Origin of the sequence: Mycolicibacterium fluoranthenivorans (assembly GCF_011758805.1) — a bacterium.
GTDB lineage: Bacteria > Actinomycetota > Actinomycetes > Mycobacteriales > Mycobacteriaceae > Mycobacterium > Mycobacterium fluoranthenivorans.
Genome location: NZ_JAANOW010000002.1, coordinates 1,054,916 through 1,070,742, shown reverse-complemented (window position 1 = coordinate 1,070,742; position 15,827 = coordinate 1,054,916). Strand labels below are relative to the sequence as shown.

Annotated in this window: 14 protein-coding genes; 6 read left to right on the top strand and 8 right to left on the bottom strand. The window is 68.2% G+C overall.

The genetic code is table 11. From position 1 onward, the window contains the following. The first annotated feature begins 168 nt into the window (after window positions 1–168). Both FHU31_RS23100 and FHU31_RS23095 read left to right on the top strand, forming a co-directional pair. A complete protein-coding gene (locus FHU31_RS23100) occupies window positions 169–1,245 on the top strand; it encodes an oxygenase MpaB family protein (RefSeq protein WP_167162775.1) in 1,077 nt (358 codons plus the stop codon). 4 nt (window positions 1,246–1,249) lie between these two features. Then, the gene (locus tag FHU31_RS23095; RefSeq protein WP_167162772.1) at window positions 1,250–2,494 is read left to right on the top strand and encodes an acyl-CoA dehydrogenase family protein; all 1,245 of its coding nucleotides are present in this window, start codon (window positions 1,250–1,252) and stop codon (window positions 2,492–2,494) included. A gap of 70 nt (window positions 2,495–2,564) precedes the next feature. On the opposite strand, the gene FHU31_RS23090 is transcribed toward FHU31_RS23095, so the two are convergent. From FHU31_RS23090 to infC, 4 genes are read right to left on the bottom strand one after another with little or no spacing between them, the layout of a single operon-like run. After that, window positions 2,565–3,344 (bottom strand): TrmH family RNA methyltransferase, encoded by a 780-nt coding sequence (locus FHU31_RS23090; RefSeq protein WP_208411148.1) that lies wholly within the window; start codon window positions 3,342–3,344, stop codon window positions 2,565–2,567. 11 nt (window positions 3,345–3,355) lie between these two features. Next, a complete protein-coding gene (rplT, locus tag FHU31_RS23085) occupies window positions 3,356–3,745 on the bottom strand; it encodes a 50S ribosomal protein L20 (RefSeq protein WP_090364263.1) in 390 nt (129 codons plus the stop codon). A gap of 48 nt (window positions 3,746–3,793) precedes the next feature. Then, complete coding sequence (gene rpmI, locus FHU31_RS23080) at window positions 3,794–3,988, bottom strand: 50S ribosomal protein L35 (RefSeq protein WP_090364265.1); 195 nt, start codon at window positions 3,986–3,988, stop codon at window positions 3,794–3,796. Between the two features lie 25 nt (window positions 3,989–4,013). After that, the gene (gene infC / locus FHU31_RS23075; protein WP_090364339.1) at window positions 4,014–4,637 is read right to left on the bottom strand and encodes a translation initiation factor IF-3; all 624 of its coding nucleotides are present in this window, start codon (window positions 4,635–4,637) and stop codon (window positions 4,014–4,016) included. A 286-nt stretch (window positions 4,638–4,923) separates the two neighbouring features. Between infC and FHU31_RS23070 the strand changes: the two genes are divergently transcribed. Genes FHU31_RS23070 through FHU31_RS23060 form a run of 3 tightly spaced genes read left to right on the top strand, consistent with a single transcriptional unit; the run spans window position 4,924 to window position 10,126 of the window. Beyond that, window positions 4,924–5,292 carry a DUF1844 domain-containing protein gene (locus FHU31_RS23070; protein ID WP_167162770.1) on the top strand — a complete coding sequence of 123 codons (369 nt, stop codon included), beginning with the start codon at window positions 4,924–4,926 and terminating at the stop codon, window positions 5,290–5,292. Window positions 5,293–5,337: 45 nt separating this feature from the next. Next, window positions 5,338–8,649: a bifunctional lysylphosphatidylglycerol synthetase/lysine--tRNA ligase LysX gene (lysX, locus tag FHU31_RS23065; RefSeq protein WP_167162769.1), complete on the top strand. Its 3,312-nt coding sequence runs from the start codon at window positions 5,338–5,340 to the stop codon at window positions 8,647–8,649. Between the two features lie 58 nt (window positions 8,650–8,707). Next, entirely contained in the window at window positions 8,708–10,126 is a 1,419-nt protein-coding gene (locus tag FHU31_RS23060) for an alpha/beta hydrolase (protein WP_409371268.1), read from the top strand. A gap of 14 nt (window positions 10,127–10,140) precedes the next feature. Here FHU31_RS23060 and FHU31_RS23055 read toward each other — a convergent pair whose 3' ends face one another. Together FHU31_RS23055 and FHU31_RS23050 are read right to left on the bottom strand one after the other, a co-directional pair. Continuing rightward, entirely contained in the window at window positions 10,141–11,229 is a 1,089-nt protein-coding gene (locus tag FHU31_RS23055; protein WP_167162767.1) for a hypothetical protein, read from the bottom strand. After that, window positions 11,226–12,536 carry a hypothetical protein gene (locus FHU31_RS23050; RefSeq protein ID WP_167162765.1) on the bottom strand — a complete coding sequence of 437 codons (1,311 nt, stop codon included), beginning with the start codon at window positions 12,534–12,536 and terminating at the stop codon, window positions 11,226–11,228. Before FHU31_RS23050 ends, FHU31_RS23055 begins: the two co-directional genes overlap by 4 nt. Before the next feature lie 55 nt (window positions 12,537–12,591). Between FHU31_RS23050 and FHU31_RS23045 the strand changes: the two genes are divergently transcribed. Beyond that, complete coding sequence (locus tag FHU31_RS23045) at window positions 12,592–12,915, top strand: hypothetical protein (RefSeq protein ID WP_167162763.1); 324 nt, start codon at window positions 12,592–12,594, stop codon at window positions 12,913–12,915. 4 nt (window positions 12,916–12,919) lie between these two features. Here FHU31_RS23045 and FHU31_RS23040 read toward each other — a convergent pair whose 3' ends face one another. Both FHU31_RS23040 and FHU31_RS23035 read right to left on the bottom strand, forming a co-directional pair. Continuing rightward, window positions 12,920–14,125: a CHAT domain-containing protein gene (locus FHU31_RS23040; RefSeq protein WP_208411147.1), complete on the bottom strand. Its 1,206-nt coding sequence runs from the start codon at window positions 14,123–14,125 to the stop codon at window positions 12,920–12,922. Then, entirely contained in the window at window positions 14,122–15,741 is a 1,620-nt protein-coding gene (locus FHU31_RS23035; protein WP_167162759.1) for a hypothetical protein, read from the bottom strand. Before FHU31_RS23035 ends, FHU31_RS23040 begins: the two co-directional genes overlap by 4 nt. Window positions 15,742–15,827: the final 86 nt, after the last annotated feature.

The following is a 15,827-nucleotide window of genomic DNA, read 5'->3' as shown; positions in this document are numbered from 1 at the left end:
CGGTGACACGACCTTGCTCACACACGGAAAGCGCCAGGTCACGGCTTCATGGCAGCAAGATCGCCATCACGTCACGGCCGCGCACCACACCGTCCGGGCACATAGACAACACCCGTTGTCAAGATTATGGTGGCGGGACAACGGTGGGGTTTCGTCAGCGAGGACGCCATGACCACAGCACAGTCTCATGCCGGCACGGAGAATCCAGCTCCTACGGCCACCGTGCCACTGGGCCCTGATTCACTGACCTGGAAGTACTTCGGCGATCTGCGCACCGGGCTGCTCGGGGTGTGGATCGGCTCCATCCAGAACATGTATCCCGAACTCGGCGCGGGCGTGGAGGACCACTCGATTCTGCTGCGCGAGCCGCTGCAGCGGGTGGCGCGGTCGGTGTATCCGATCATGGGCGTGGTCTACGACGGCGACCGCGCCGCACAGACCGGCGAGCAGATCAAGAGCTTCCACCACGACATCAAGGGGGTGGACGCCAACGGCCGGCGCTATCACGCGCTGAACCCGGAGACCTTCTATTGGGCCCACGCCACCTTCTTCATGCTCATCGTCAAGACCGCGGAGTATTTCTGCGGTGGGCTGACCGAAGCGGAGAAGCACCAGCTCTTCGACGAGCACGTGCAGTGGTACCGGATGTACGGGATGAGCATGCGGCCCGTCCCGGCCACCTGGGAGGACTTCTGCGCGTACTGGGATCACAAGTGCCGTGAGGAACTGGAGATCAACCGCGCCACGCTGGACATCTTCAGCATCCGCATTCCCAAGCCCTGGTTCGTCCTGATGCCCACACCGGTCTGGGACCAGTTGTTCAAACCGATGGTCGGCGCCCAACGCTGGGTCGCCGCCGGGCTGTTCGACCCGGCACTGCGGGAGAAGGCGGGCATGCGCTGGACGCCGGGTGACGAGGTGGTGCTGCGCCTGCTGGGCAAGATGGTCGAGTTGGCCTTCGTTGCGGTGCCCGACGAGATCCGGCTGCACCCCCGGGCACTCGCCGCCTACCGCCGCGCCTCAGGCAAGGTGCCCGACGACGCGCCGCTGGTGGAGGCACCGGCATTCATGGCACCGCCCCGGGACCGTCGCGGCCTGCCCATGCACTATCAGCCGCCGCACACGTCGCTGCTGGACCGTGCCGGGTCTCTGGTCCATGCCACCTTCTCGCTGACGGGACTCAGTCGTCTCCCCTCACTTCGCTCACCCAGGAAGCCCACGGGCTCCCGACGAAAGGTTGCTTGACACGATGCTGGAATGGTCTGACGTCGATATCGCCGTGCGCGATGCGGTACGCGAGTTCATCGACAAGGAGATCCGGCCTCATATCGACGCCCTCGAAGACGGCGAGCTGGAGCCCTATCCGATCGTCCGGAAGCTGTTCGCCACCTTCGGAATCGACACGATGGCCAGGGAGGCGCTGGAGCGCCGGCTGTCGCGGCTGCGGGACGGTTCCCCTGCGCGGGAAACCAAGTCCTCGGGTGGCATGTTCGGCGGCGGGCCCGACCAGGCCGGCATGGGGTTCGTCCTGATCGCCGAATTGTGCCGGGTGTCCATGGGTCTGGTGACCGGAATGGGTGTCAGCCTGGGACTGACCGTGCCCACCATCCAGAGTCGGGGCACGCTGGCTCAACAGGAACGGTGGCTGCCGGGCCTGGTGACCTACGAGAAGATCGGCGCCTGGGCCATCACCGAACCCGATTCCGGCTCGGATGCGTTCGGCGGCATGAAGTCCTATGTGACCCGTGACGGTGACGAGTATGTGCTCAACGGGCAGAAGACCTTCATCACCAACGGACCTGACGCCGATGTGGTGGTGGTGTACGCCAAGTTGGACGAGCCTGGTATCTCCACGCGCGACCGTAAGGTGCTGACCTTCGTGCTGGATCGCGGGATGGCCGGCTTCGTGCAGTCGAAGCCGTTCCGCAAGATGGGAATTCACAGCTCGCGCACCGGCGAGCTGTTCTTCAACAACGTCCGGCTGGGCCGGGACCGCCTGTTGGGCGAGACGGAGGGAAGCGGCGACGGTACCGATCAGGGCCGGGACAGCGCACGGTCCAGTTTCTCGGCCGAACGCATCGGGGTGGCCGCGATGTCACTGGGCATCATCGAGGAGTGTCTGCGACTGTCGGTGGACTACGCCAAGAACCGGGTGCTGTGGGGCAAGGAGATCTCCCAGTTCCAGCTGATCCAGTTGAAGCTGGCGAATATGGAAGTTGCGCGGATGAATGTGCGCAACATGCTGTTCCGGGTGATCGAGTCGGCCCAAAAGGGTTTCCCGATCTCTCTGTCCGAGGCGTCGGCCATCAAGTGGTACTGCTCGCAGGCCGCCACCGATGTCGCGATGGAGGCCGTGCAGCTGTTCGGCGGTAACGGCTATATGACCGAGTACCGCGTCGAGCAGCTGGCCCGTGACGCGAAATCGCTGATGATCTACGCCGGGAGTAACGAGGTGCAGATCACGCATGTGGCCAAGGGGCTGCTGAACACCTGACGTGCGATACCGAGTGGCCAGTTGTGGCACGGTTTTCGGCGATACGCGTGCCACAACCAGCCACTCGGCGTCACACGGCTTGCGAACTCTGATACAGACAGATCGCCGCGGCCGCCGCGATGTTGAGGCTCTCGGCGCTGCCCTGCATCGGGATCGTCACCCGATGATCCGCCGCGGCGGCGACCTCGGGAGCCAGCCCGTGCGCCTCGGAACCGAACAGCCACGCTGTGGGGTTTCTCAATTCAGCTGCGGGCAAAGGTGTTTCACCATCCAACGTGGTCGCGAGCACCTGCAGGCCCGCATCCCGAAGCGCGGTGATGAGCGCCCCCGTATCGGGAGCCTGCACCACCGGCACCCCGAAGATACTGCCCGCGGAAGATCGCAGGCACTTCCCGTTGTAGGGGTCCACCGAGTTGCCGGCCAGGATCACCGCGTCGGCGCCCATGGCATCGGCCAACCGGATCAGGGTGCCGGCATTGCCGGGCTCGGAGGTCTCGACGGCCACCGCCACCAGACGCGGCGCACCGGAGAGCACCTGCACGAGCGTCGTGTCGGGCAGCCGGCACACCGCGACCAGCCCGACCGGGGTGACGGTGTCCGACAAGGCTTTCGCGGCGCGATCGGTGACCTCGAAGACGGGTGCCCCGGCCAGCAGATCGCTGAATCGGGCGAGGGCATCCGCGGTGGCGAAAACCTCCTCAACGAGACCACGCCGCAACGCGGCCTCGACGAGGTTGGACCCCTCGGCGAGGAAACGTGCGGCGTGGCGACGTCCCGCGGGACGCTGCAGCTTGATCGCTGCAGCCACCCGGTTGGAGCGCTCGGTGAGCGGCGTGGCTGCGCCACTCATTCAGCGAAGCCTCAGGCGGCTTCACCGGAGGGTGCGTTGACATCCTCGGGCAGTGCGGCCTTGGCGACCTCGACGAGGGCGGTGAACGCGGCCGCGTCGCTGACGGCGATCTCGGCGAGGTTCTTGCGGTCCACCTCGACACCAGCGGCCTTGAGGCCCTGGATCAGGCGGTTGTAGGTGATGCCGTTGGCGCGGGCCGCGGCGTTGATACGCGAGATCCACAGCTTGCGGAACTCACCCTTGCGGGCGCGACGGTCGCGGTAGGCATAGGTCAAGGAGTGCAGCTGCTGTTCCTTGGCCTTGCGGTAGAGCCGCGAACGCTGGCCGCGGTAACCCTTCGACGCCTTGAGAACTGTGCGCCGCTTCTTCTGGGCATTGAGTGCGCGCTTCACGCGTGCCATGTGAGTGTTCCTATTCTTGCGGGGGGAAGTCGAAAAGTGAAGCGGCTGTTAGCCGTTCAGCAGCTTGTTGATACGGCTCGCATCGGCGGGGGCGACCACTGCGCGGCCATCGAGACGGCGGGTGCGCTTGCTGGCCTTGTGCTCCAGCAGGTGGCGCTTGCCGGCCTTCTGGCGCACGATCTTGCCGGTCCCGGTCTTACGGAAACGCTTGGAAGCGCCGCTGTGGGTCTTGGCCTTGGGCATTGGTGTCCTCTGGTTTTCTCGTGGATCAGGTGGTCGGTGGTTCTTGGTTCTCGACGGGCGGCTCGGCGGCGGCGGCTGCGTTGCCTCGCTGAGCAGGTGGCGCATCTGCGTCATGGGCCGCCTTGGCGCGAGTCTTCGCGCCGCGGTGCGGCGCCAGCACCATCGTCATGTTGCGGCCGTCCTGCTTGGCCGAGGTCTCGACGAAGCCGTAGTCGGCGACGTCGGCGCCCAGGCGCTGCAGCAGTCGGTAACCCAGTTCGGGACGGGACTGCTCGCGGCCGCGGAACATGATCGTGACCTTGACCTTGGAGCCGGCTTCCAGGAAGCGGACCACGTGGCCCTTCTTCGTCTGGTAGTCGTGATCGTCGATCTTCGGCCGCAGCTTCTGTTCCTTGACGACGGTCTGCTGCTGGTTCTTGCGAGACTCGCGCTCCTTGAGTGCCGTCTCATACTTGAACTTGCCGTAGTCCATGATCTTGCAAACCGGGGGTTTGGCGTCAGGAGCTACTTCGACAAGGTCGAGATCGGCGTCGACGGCGACGCGGAGCGCATCTTCGATGCGCACGATGCCTACCTGCTCTCCACCCGGTCCGATCAGGCGGACTTCAGGTACGCGGATGCGCTCGTTGATGCGGGTCTCAGTGCTGATGGGGCCTCCTACGTTGTCTGCTAGTCCACGACCGTAGGGAAACGACGGGCCAGCAGGGGGCACCACACCATCGGCATTTCTGCTCTGGCGAACAGAAAGGCCCTGCATATAGCAGGGCCCGATGCCGACCGATCACGGCTTACGCCGCCTGCGCAAAACGCAGTACAGGGCATCCGCAGATGCCTGCGACCGGACCGCGGGACCGTTAAGGTCTGCGGTGGGAGCGGGACTCCACTTGCTGTCCCTGGCGTTCGCCGGGACGGTCGATCGTGACAGTCTATCAGGCATGACGGATGATCAGATACCACCCAGCAGCGACGCCTCCGCCGAGCCGTCTGTGCGTGAGCTCGCCGAGATCCCCGCTGTCGAGGTCATCACCCGCTCCGCCGTGATGCTGATGAGCGCGGCCGCCGAGAAGCTGGGTCTGGCCGACCCGGATCCCGACGACAGCCCGCACCGCGACCTGGACGAAGCCCGCCGTCTGATCACCGCTCTCGCCGGTCTGGTGACCGCCTCCGCAGAGTATCTCGGACTGCACGCGGGCCCGTTGCGCGACGGATTGAAGAGCCTCCAGTTGGCCTTCCGGGAAGCCAGCGTGGATCCCGAAGAACCCGGCAAAGGGCCTGGCGAAAAATACACCGGCCCGGTCTGGTAGCCACTCACACGAAATTCATTGTTCAAAGGAATATCCTCGCCGCCTATGACCTCGACAATCGCCCGGCAGCCGTCGAGAACCGGCCGTCGGTCCAGATTTACGTGGGTGCCCGCCGTCGCGGGCTGGATCGTCGGCATCATCGCCACGCTGTCACTGCTCGCCAGCGTGTCGCCGCTGGTGCGATTGTTGATCCGGGTGCCGCGGGAATTCGTCAACGACTACATCTTCAACTTCCCCGACACCAGCTTCGCCTGGGCCGTCGTGCTGGCACTGCTGGCCGCCGCGCTGGCTGCCCGCAAACGGATCGCCTGGTGGATCCTGGTGCTCTACATGGTCGCCGCGGTCGGCTGGAACCTCGGCGATCTCGCCAGCGGTGAGGAGTCGGTCGCCGAAGAGCTCGGCGAGATCGTCGGCCTGGTGTTCCACCTGGCCGCCATCGGGGCACTGGTGCTGGCGCGCCCGCAGTTCTGGGCGAAGGTCCGCCGCGGGGCGCTGCTGAAAGCGGCCGCGACGCTGGTCGCCGGGATGGCCGTGGGCACCCTCGTCGGGTGGGGGCTGTTGGAGTTCTTCCCTGGTTCGCTGGCCCAGGCCGATCGCCCCTGGTACGCGCTCAACCGGGTGAGTGCGTTCGCGGGCGCGGACGCCGATGCCTTCACCGGCCACCCGCACGGCCTGGTCAATGCGCTGCTCGGTTTGTTCGGCGCGGTGGCACTGGTGGTCGCCGCGATCGTGCTGTTCGCATCCCAGCGCGCCACCAACGCATTGACCGGTGAGGACGAATCCGCGATCCGCGGGCTGCTCGAACTGTTCGGCAAGAACGACTCGCTGGGCTATTTCGCGACCCGCCGCGACAAGTCCGTGGTGTTCGCCCCCAACGGGCGGGCCGCGATCACCTATCGGGTGGAGGTGGGCGTATGCCTGGCCAGCGGCGACCCGGTCGGCGATCCGCGGGCCTGGCCGGCCGCGATCGAGGCGTGGCTGCACCTGTGCCAGACCTACGGTTGGGCGCCCGGGGTCATGGGTGCCAGCGCCTCGGGTGCCCAGGCCTTCCGGGAAGCCGGCCTGAACGCACTGGAGCTCGGCGACGAGGCGATTCTCTACCCCGACGGGTTCAAGCTGTCCGGCCCCGATATGAAACCGGTGCGCCAGGCGGTCACCCGGGCCCGCCGGGCCGGGCTGACGGTCCGGATCCGTCGCCACCGCGACCTGTCGGTCGAGGAGATGGCCCAGGTCATCAAGCGCGCCGATCAGTGGCGCGATACCGAGACCGAGCGCGGCTTCTCGATGGCGCTGGGCCGCCTCGGCGACCCGGCCGACAACGACTGCCTGCTGGTCGAGGCCGTCAGCGCCGACGGCGAGGTGGTCGCGCTGCTGTCGCTGGTCCCGTGGGGCAGCAACGGCGTCTCGTTGGACGTCATGCGCCGCTCGCCGCAGTCCCCCAACGGCACCATCGAACTGATGGTCAGCGAGCTCTGCCTGCAGGCCGAAGATCTCGGTATCAGCCGGATTTCGCTGAACTTCGCCATGTTCCGATCCGCGTTCGAACAAGGCGCCCAGCTCGGTGCCGGCCCGATCGCCCGGCTGTGGCGCGCCCTGCTGGTGTTCTTCTCCCGCTGGTGGCAGCTGGAGACGCTGTACCGCTCCAACATGAAGTACCAGCCCGAGTGGGTGCCACGGTTCGCCTGCTACGAAGATGCCCGGCTGATCCCCCGCGTCGGCGTCGCCTCGGTGATCGCCGAGGGCTTCCTGGTGCTGCCGTTCTCCCGGCGCAAGCCCCATACCGGTGAGCACATCGCCGCCCCGAAACAGCTGCTGGACAGCGGCCTCCTGCATCAGGACGGCACCACCCCGGACGTCAATGAGCTGCGCGCCGACCTGCCCGCCGCCGAGGACGAGCACCGGTTGCCCGACCAGGTGCGGGTCCGGATGGCCAAGCTGAAGACCCTGCGGGACCACGGTGTGGATGCGTACCCGGTGGGGCAACCGCCGAGCCACACCGTTGCGGCCGCGCTGGAGATCACCGACCCCGCCGCCACCGTCACCGTTGCCGGTCGCATCCTGCGGATCCGCGACTACGGCGGGGTGCTGTTCGCGGTGCTGCGGGACTGGTCGGGCGAGGTCCAGTTATTGCTCGACGGAACGCAGCTGACGCAGAACGGCCTGGACTTCGACGCATCGATCGACCTCGGCGATCTGGTCGAGGTGACCGGCACCATGGGGCACAGCCGCAACGGCACGCAGTCGCTGCTGGTCACCGACTGGCGGCTGATCGGCAAATGCCTGCGGCCGCTGCCCGACAAGTGGAAGGGCCTCACCGACCCGGAGGCCCGGGTGCGCAGCCGCTACGTCGACCTGGCGATCAACACCGACGCCCGCGACCTGATCACCGCGCGCAGCGCGATCCTGCACGCCATCCGCGAAACCCTGGTCGGCAAGGGCTTCCTGGAAGTCGAGACCCCGATCCTGCAGCAGATCCACGGCGGCGCCAACGCCCGCCCGTTCCAGACCCATATCAACGCCTACGACCTCGACCTCTACCTACGGATCGCTCCGGAGCTGTATCTCAAGAAGCTCTGCGTCGGCGGTGTCGAGCGGGTCTTCGAGTTGGGCCGCGCCTTCCGCAACGAGGGCGTGGACTTCAGCCACAACCCGGAATTCACGCTGTTGGAGGCCTACCAGGCGCATGCGGACTACCACGTCTGGATCGACGGCTGCCGGGAGCTCATCCAGAATGCGGCACAGGCAGCAAACGGCGCCCAGGTGGTGATGCGGCCCGGCCCGGACGGCCGGCTGGAGCCGGTCGACATCTCCGGTGAATGGCCGGTGAAGACGGTGCACGGCGCCGTGTCCGAGGCGCTCGGCGAACAGATCGGGCCGGACACCGGCCTGCCCCGGCTGCGCGAGTTGTGCGACGGCGCGGGCGTGCCGTATCTCAAGCACTGGGATGCGGGCGCGGTGGTGCTCGAGCTCTATGAACGTCTCGTCGAGGGCCAGACCGAGCAGCCCACCTTCTACAAGGACTTCCCCACCTCGGTTTCCCCGCTGACGCGTCCACATCGCAGCATCGCCGGCGTGGCCGAACGCTGGGATCTGGTGGCCTGGGGTGTGGAGTTGGGCACCGCCTACAGCGAGCTCACCGATCCGGTCGAGCAGCGCCGCCGACTGCAGGAACAGTCCATGTTGGCCGCCGGGGGTGACCACGAGGCCATGGAACTGGACGAGGACTTCCTGCAAGCGATGGAGTACGCCATGCCACCCACGGGCGGGCTCGGAATGGGTGTGGACCGGGTGGTCATGCTGATCACCGGGCGCAGCATCCGCGAGACGCTGCCGTTCCCGCTGGCAAAACCGCGCTGAACCGAGCACGGACGGAGACTCACAGTCATCACCCAGGATCTCCGTCCACGATGGAGGCGTGACACCTTCGACGACCGGAACTCCGCTGGCCGCCGCACATCTTCTGGCCGATGCGAATGATTCGATCCTGCACCGTATTTCGCTGATGCACGGCTGGCTTCCGGTGCTCGCCCAACTACTCGCGGCAGTCGTCGTCATCGCCGCCGTGGGCTGGCGTAGCAGGCGCTGGCATCGACTGGGACTACCGGTGTCACTGGTGGCCGGGATCGCGTTGGCTACTGTCGTGCACTGGTACATCGGCAGCCAGGGGCTGGCCGGTGACCCCGCCCCACACGCCTTGTGGATCTGGGTGGGCCTGATCGGTTTCGTCGCCGCCGTCCTGGTGACCGGCTGGCGGCGCACCAGTTGGTGGCGTCGCGGCACCACCGCGCTGGCGGTCCCCCTGTGCACCCTGTGCGCGGCGCTGTCGCTGAACTTGTGGGTCGGCTATTTCCCGACGATGCAGACGGCCTGGAGTCAACTGACCGAGGGCCCACTACCGGACCAGACCGATATGGCGACGGTCACCGCGATGCAGCACGATCGCGTCATCCCGGCCAACGGCACCGTGGTGCCGATCGACACCGGCGACGCCGGCTCGGGGTTCAAGCATCGCGGCGAACTCGTGTACCTGCCGCCGGCCTGGTACGCGTCCAACCCGCCGCCGAAGTTGCCCACCCTGATGATGATCGGCGGCGAGTTCAACACGCCGGCGGACTGGCTGCGCGCCGGCGACGCCATCCGGGTGGTCGACCGGTTCGCCGCCGCGCACGACGGCAACGCACCGGTGCTCGTGTTCGTCGACTCCGGCGGTGCCTTCAACAACGACACCGAATGCGTGAACGGGCGCCGCGGTAAGGCCGCCGACCATCTCACCAAAGACGTGGTGCCTGCCATGATCGCGAAGTTCGGGGTGAGCGCGAACCCGGCCAATTGGGGCTCGGTGGGCTGGTCGATGGGCGGCACCTGCGCCGTCGACCTGACGGTGATGCATCCCGACATGTTCTCGGTGTTCGAGGACATCGCCGGTGATATCAGCCCCAATTCGGGCACCAAGGCGCAGACCATCGACCGGCTGTTCGGCGGAAACATCGCCCAGTACGCGTCCTTCGACCCCAGCGCGGTGATGAACCGGCACGGCCGGTACTCCGGTATCGCCGGCTGGTTCGCGGTCAACGACGCGGGCTCGCCCCCCGGCAACCAGGCGTCGCACCCCAGCGACCAGGCGCTGGCCGCCCAGTCGTTGTGCGGGCTGGGCTCCACCAACGGGATCGACTGCGCGGTGATCATCCAGCCGGGCAAGCATGACTGGCCGTTCGCCGCGCGCGCCTTCGAGACTGCCCTGCCCTGGCTGGCCGGCCAGATCGGCACCCCCGGTGTGCAGCGGGTCCCGCTGCCCCGCTCCGGGCCGCCGACCCTACAGGCCGCCGCCCGCTGATCGGTCGGCGTGGCTCAGTAGTCGGCTTCGGCAGCCAGGATCTCGGCCAGGAACGCGTCCCGCCCCGGCCGGCGTAACCGGTCGCGCACCATGGCCCGGACCCTTTCGCGTTCCTGCGCCGTCTCGGTGGCGCCGCCCCCGACCGTCACCGTGGTGTCCCGCCAATCACGGTTCCAGGCCACCGGTTCGGGCACCGGACCACCCAAGCGGTCGAGCAAGGGAATCGTCGCGGCGCCGGTGTCGTCCAGCGACCCCGAGCCACCGATCTCGCCCGCCGTCACCCCCACCGCGATACCCGCAGGCGAGTGCGGTCCGCCGAGTTCCGCCCGCACCACCACGCTGACGACGCCGCCGGCGGATACCACTCGCCAGTCCACCGTGTCCTCGGCCGCATCGAAGATGCCGGCCGGGACGGCCGCCCAGCTCACCGACGTCACGCCTGCGGCGATGCCCGACGCCGCCGTGCCGGTTCGGTCCGCACCGGCGACCAGCGCGTAGTCGTCTCGGCGACCCACCCGTGCCGGGGCGACGGGGACTACCCCGGCGGCCCCGATATCCTCGGCCAATTCAGCACAGGCGCGGGCGATCTCGCCGATGCGCGGGTCACCGAGCGCTGCCTGCGCATCGAGCACGGCAACGTGTGGGCGCAACAGCTCGGCCACGTCCGAGTCGAAGGTGTCGTCGGCGAAATACGCCTCGGCGGCCGTCGTCAGAAGCGCCAGTTCACCGGCGAGGATCGCCGGATCGAGTTCGGCGATACCGTCGCGGCTACTGGCCGGCCACCATCGGCGCAGCCAGTGTCCCAGCGCCAACCGCCGCAACGGTTCCAGTGCCGCAGCGTCGAAAGTCACTTCCCCGACGTCGACCGGATCTCCGGCGGCCGCCTCGAGCGCGCGGGCGATCGCATCGTGCCCACGCTCCCCGACCACCCGCCAGAGCCAGTCGGCCCGCGCCGGATCCGTGAAGGCGAGGTGCACGTCGGCGGCTGGGCGGTCCACCGGCCAGGACAACACGGCGCCCGCGACCTCCAGCACGGCCGTCAGCGGCACCGGCGCGGGTGCCGGTCCGGTGGACCACAATCCGGATTCCTCGACGAACCTCATGACAGGTCCTGCGCTTCGAGCATGGCTTTGATCCGCTGACGGTGATCCAGGCTGACCGAACGCGATACGCCCTCCAACAGCTCGCGGACGTCATCGACGTCGGAGCATGGCTCCTGCCAGACGTCGCGGCCGTGCAGGCGGGCCCACAACCGGTTCAGATACGGCCGGCAGAATGCGGCGAGTTCGTCGACGATCAGCTGCTGGCGCGGATGGATCGGGGCGTCGCCGGCCAGATAGCGCCGCGCGTGCAGCACATACGCCTCTTTGCGGAGCCTGGCCTGGATATGGCGCGACAGGTCATGACGGGCCTGCGCCGTCTCGTCGAGCGGCGCAAGATCGACAGCGATCTCGATACCGGCGATCAGCGTCGCCTGCTTGTCCTCGCCCAGCAGGCCCCACGGCGAGCAGACGCGATCGACCTCTTCGGCGCACAGCAACGGCACATCGGGCAGTTCGTCACGGGCCAGTGCCCGGCGCAGCGTCGCCCGCACGCGGTCGACGACGCTGCGGTCCAGCGGACGATCCCCCTCACCACCGGCGATGGTCGGACATTGTTGCGGTGCAGCGGAACTCAGCCCCAGATCGACGATCGACCACGGCAGTTCGGCACCGGCCGAATGTGCCGCGGCCCCGAGGTTGTACGGGGTTGCGTCGGCCACCAACGCCGACCACACCCGCTGCCGGGCCACCGCGGCGTTGTGCCCGTCGACACTGCCGAGCACAGTGCCCAGCCCGGCCAGGAAGGGGCCGGTGATCTCGTTGCCTGCACGCACATCGCGCCAGCTGCGGGCGAGCTGGGCCGTCAACGCCGCGACCACGGCGTCGTCCCCGATGTGACGATTGAGTACCTCGATCGCCATGCGATCGCGGTCGGAGTGGATGTCGCGCAGCAGAACTCCGGCGCCCGCCAGGTCCTCGTCCGACGGTGCACCCTTGGTGACCGCGAGTTCGAAACACAGCGGGAAATAGAGTTCCTGGGCGTTGCCGGTGGTGATGCGCTGTCTGCGGCGTTCCCGCTTGAGCGTGTCGAACCACCGTGCGGTGGCACGCAGCGTATCGGCGTGACCGACGATCGCGTCGTGGATCTCGGCGGCGACGTCCGCCGTCACGAACGGCGCCGAATACCTGGTGTTGGAGCGCAGACGCAGCACCAGCGGATCGATGATCCGTTTGACCGTCCGGCTCAACGGTCCGCCGTCATCGGCGCTGAGCACCTCGACACCGGCACCGATGGCGCGCCACGCCTGTTCGATCACCGCGCGGCGGGGTTGCCGCACGGCCACCGGCGTATCGGGGGCTGCGCTCATCGCAACAGGATAGAAGTTGGGTTCGGTAGCCGCGCATGTCGTCCAGGGTGAACGCATGCCTACCCTGCCCACCCTGGTCTTCTTCAGCTTCCTGTTCGGCGGAACGGCCGCGGTCCTGCTGGTCCCGACGACCGCCATGGTGCGATCCCGCGGCGTGATCGTCGGGTTGCGCCTCACCGGCGACTTCTGCGCGGACTGCCACGAGGTCGAACTCGACATCATGGTCACCCGTCCCGACGGAGGACAGTTCGCGGCCCGCGAGACGACGATGATTCCCGAAGCGTCGTTGGCGAGCTTCACTCCTGGCAGCATCGTCGACACCTACTACCGTCCCGGCGACGAGTCGTCGGTCGCGGTCGCCGCCCCGGACCCGCGTTGAGGGCTCATCGCGCACCGTCCACCGCGAAGGTGGCAAGAGCGGCCCAGTACAGCGGACTCGCGGCACCGTCACCGTCACGCCAGCGGATCAGCTGGGAGCGTTGCCATGCGTTGACCGCCCGGCCCGCCTCGACCGCTTCGTGCGCGGAGTCGACGGCGATGACGACTTCGGCCATCGGATCGATGGATTCCGTTGCGGTGCCGCTGAACTGGCGGTAGCCGGCGGCGGTGGGCAATGACCACAGCGTGGCCGTGACGAGCACGGCACCGCCGAGGATGAGTGCCGCGACCAGTCCGGTCGCCTCGTCGAACCGGTAGTCGCCACCCGAGGAGCAGGCCAGTAGCGCCGCCCGCGGCGGGATCGGCAACTGCGCGGTCATCAGGTCCGCGGCCGACAGCGGACTGGCGTCGGCCAGATGCACCGATGCGCGGTCGGCGTGGCCGACCTCACCGTCGGCGGCGGTGGCATGGCCGACGAACAACAATCGGCTCGGCGCCGCCGCGAGCTGGCCGGCGAACCACCTGCGATCGGCTTGCGTGCTGCGGAACAGCTCGACCGTCGACTCCACCTGGGGCAGCACGTCACGGTGGGCCCGGCGCTGCGCGAAGTGACGGGTCAGCGGACCGGTGGGGTCGGGCCGGCCGAGCACCGAGCCGAGCGCGGAGTCCGGTCGCTGGCCGGGCACGCGCGGGTCGAGGATCAGCAGTGCCGCGTGATCGCGCCGCTGCGCCCAGCTCGCCGGCTTTCGCGGGGCGTTGGCGATGTTGGGCGGCGCGGCCAACAGGATGTCGGCGAGTTCGATCAGCCGTCGCCCCGGTGCGTCCGGCATCGCCAGCGCCATCCACGGCACCTGAGCCAGGCCCGCGGTCGGCGCGACGAAGAGCGTGGCCGGCGCGTCCCCCGCGGCGCCGACGATCAACTCCCAGCCGGCGGCCGGGATCAGCCCCGCGCCCAGGAGTTCGGCCATCTCCTGCTCGGCCGCCGGCGCCGCGAACGCCCCGGTGGTGAGCGCACGTTCGAGCGCGGTCCGGATCGTCTCGCCCGGACGCGGGTCGGGCAGCGCCTCGCCGAGCCGGTCGCGCACCGCACCGAGGGCGGGCTCGTCGAGCACCCAGGTGACGGTTCGGTCCGGTTGCCCGACGACGCGAAGGCTGCCGTAGGTGGCCACGCCGACGTCGGCGTAGCGCAGGACCAGGGTGGTTTCGCTCATGGCCAGGTGGACCACTCGGCTTCGGCAGAGGTGACGGTCTTGCCGTACCGCTGTTGCGCGAGTTCGCGGTAGCGCGCCAGGACCGGCCCCGTGGCCGGGTCCATCCGCAACGGCGGTAGCGGGCCGAGCCTGGTGAGCGCTCCCCCGGCCGTCGATCCCGGCCCGGACGCGACCAACGCGTATTCGTCGGCGTCGTCGACGGGCACCGCCGCGGTCGCGGTGTCCGCCCAACCCATCGTCAGTGGTGATTGCGGAACGCTGAATGCGCCTCGCGCGCAATGGTATTCGATGAGCTCGCTGACCAGGCCGGTGTTACCCCATTCCCACGCGACGGCGAATGCCCCGGCCAGCAGGCGGCCCGAGACATGGGTGGCCCATCTCATCCGGGCGTCGGCGTCGGCAATGGTGTGCCGCACCGTGTCGACGGCCAGCGCGGCCGGCACCTTGAGATCGGCGGCCCGCGCGAACTTCTCCTCGGCGGTCTCCGTGTCCGCGAGCGCCTCCGCCCGCAGGATCGATCCGAGATGGTCGTCGAGCCGCGCGTACTGCAGCCAGCTGCTCCTGGGCCAGCTGTCGAGTAGCTCACGCGCCTCCGCGACACGGTCGCCGGCGGCGGCGAAGTCACCGCGCAGGATGTCGACCCAGCTGCGCTGCACCAGGATTCGGTGGATGTGCAGCGGCTTTTCGATCTCACGCCAGTGCCGTTCGGCATGGCTGAGACGCTCGTCGGCGTCGTCGAGGGCTCCCACCGAGATGCTGATCAGGCCGAAGTACAGCCAGCTGCGCGAGACATCGTGGGCGCGGGCGTGTTCGGCGATGACCGGATAGGCGCCGTGCACCAGATCTTGGGCGCGAGCCCGGTCCCCCGCCGCCCACGCCGCGGTGGCGCGCTCCAATTCGGTTCTGGCCGTGGCGAGATCCCACCCACGTGCAAGGGCGCGGGCCCCGGCCCGGCGCAGCCAGGGTTCGGCCTCGGTCAGGCGGCCCGTCTCGACACAGAAACGTCCGTAGCCGGTGCCGGCCAGGACACGCAGGGTATCGTCGAATTCGGTGTCGTCCCCCGGGCCGTCCAGGGCATCGAACACTTTCTCCCACAAGGGAAGTGACTGGACGTGAAGATCGTCATCACACAGGGCGGCCGCGCACAGGATGCGGGCATGGGTCACCAGGTACGCATGCTCGGCGGTCAGGTCGTCGAACCTGCCGGGATCCTCGGCCAGCTGGTGCAGTGCGGCCGCGGCCGCCTCGTGCTCACCGTGCGCGGCGGCCAAACCAGTCTGCAGAAACCGGGCGCGCCGGGTGTAACGGCAGACCATGTGGTCGATTTCGGCCGCGGTCATGGTGACCTGCGCTGCGTCCTCGGGCCGCGTACCCGCCCGGATGCCGCGATAGGTCTGCAGGCAGTCGTCGATACGTTTCATTGCTTCGGTGACTCCGTCATAAGCCGTCCGCACCAGGTAAATCTCGCCGAGTTGAGCGAGAACCTCCAGCATCAGGTCGTCCCGGTCGGCCGCCTCGATCGGCGCCATCAGCGAGAGCAACAGCTCTTTGGCCCCGAGTTCATCCGAGGCGAAGGCCAGCCGCCGGGCCCGCTCCAGGTCGTCGGGTATCGACATCGGGCCATCATAAGTGGGCCACCGAAGACGGCGGGCGCGCCAGGCGCGCCCGCCGCCACCGGGTGTCTTCGCGTCGCCCCGACGGT

Excerpts from the sequence above, each read along its gene's own strand:
- FHU31_RS23050 (WP_167162765.1), bottom strand. The coding sequence starts at position 12,536 with ATGAGCGCAGCCCCCGATACGCCGGTGGCCGTGCGGCAACCCCGCCGC.
- rpmI (WP_090364265.1), bottom strand. The coding sequence starts at position 3,988 with ATGCCCAAGGCCAAGACCCACAGCGGCGCTTCCAAGCGTTTCCGTAAG.
- FHU31_RS23070 (WP_167162770.1), top strand. The coding sequence starts at position 4,924 with ATGACGGATGATCAGATACCACCCAGCAGCGACGCCTCCGCCGAGCCG.
- FHU31_RS23040 (WP_208411147.1), bottom strand. The coding sequence starts at position 14,125 with ATGAGCGAAACCACCCTGGTCCTGCGCTACGCCGACGTCGGCGTGGCC.
- FHU31_RS23090 (WP_208411148.1), bottom strand. The coding sequence starts at position 3,344 with ATGAGTGGCGCAGCCACGCCGCTCACCGAGCGCTCCAACCGGGTGGCT.
- FHU31_RS23045 (WP_167162763.1), top strand. The coding sequence starts at position 12,592 with ATGCCTACCCTGCCCACCCTGGTCTTCTTCAGCTTCCTGTTCGGCGGA.
- FHU31_RS23035 (WP_167162759.1), bottom strand. The coding sequence starts at position 15,741 with ATGTCGATACCCGACGACCTGGAGCGGGCCCGGCGGCTGGCCTTCGCC.
- FHU31_RS23100 (WP_167162775.1), top strand. The coding sequence starts at position 169 with ATGACCACAGCACAGTCTCATGCCGGCACGGAGAATCCAGCTCCTACG.
- rplT (WP_090364263.1), bottom strand. The coding sequence starts at position 3,745 with ATGGCACGCGTGAAGCGCGCACTCAATGCCCAGAAGAAGCGGCGCACA.
- FHU31_RS23055 (WP_167162767.1), bottom strand. The coding sequence starts at position 11,229 with ATGAGGTTCGTCGAGGAATCCGGATTGTGGTCCACCGGACCGGCACCC.
- FHU31_RS23095 (WP_167162772.1), top strand. The coding sequence starts at position 1,250 with ATGCTGGAATGGTCTGACGTCGATATCGCCGTGCGCGATGCGGTACGC.
- lysX (WP_167162769.1), top strand. The coding sequence starts at position 5,338 with ATGACCTCGACAATCGCCCGGCAGCCGTCGAGAACCGGCCGTCGGTCC.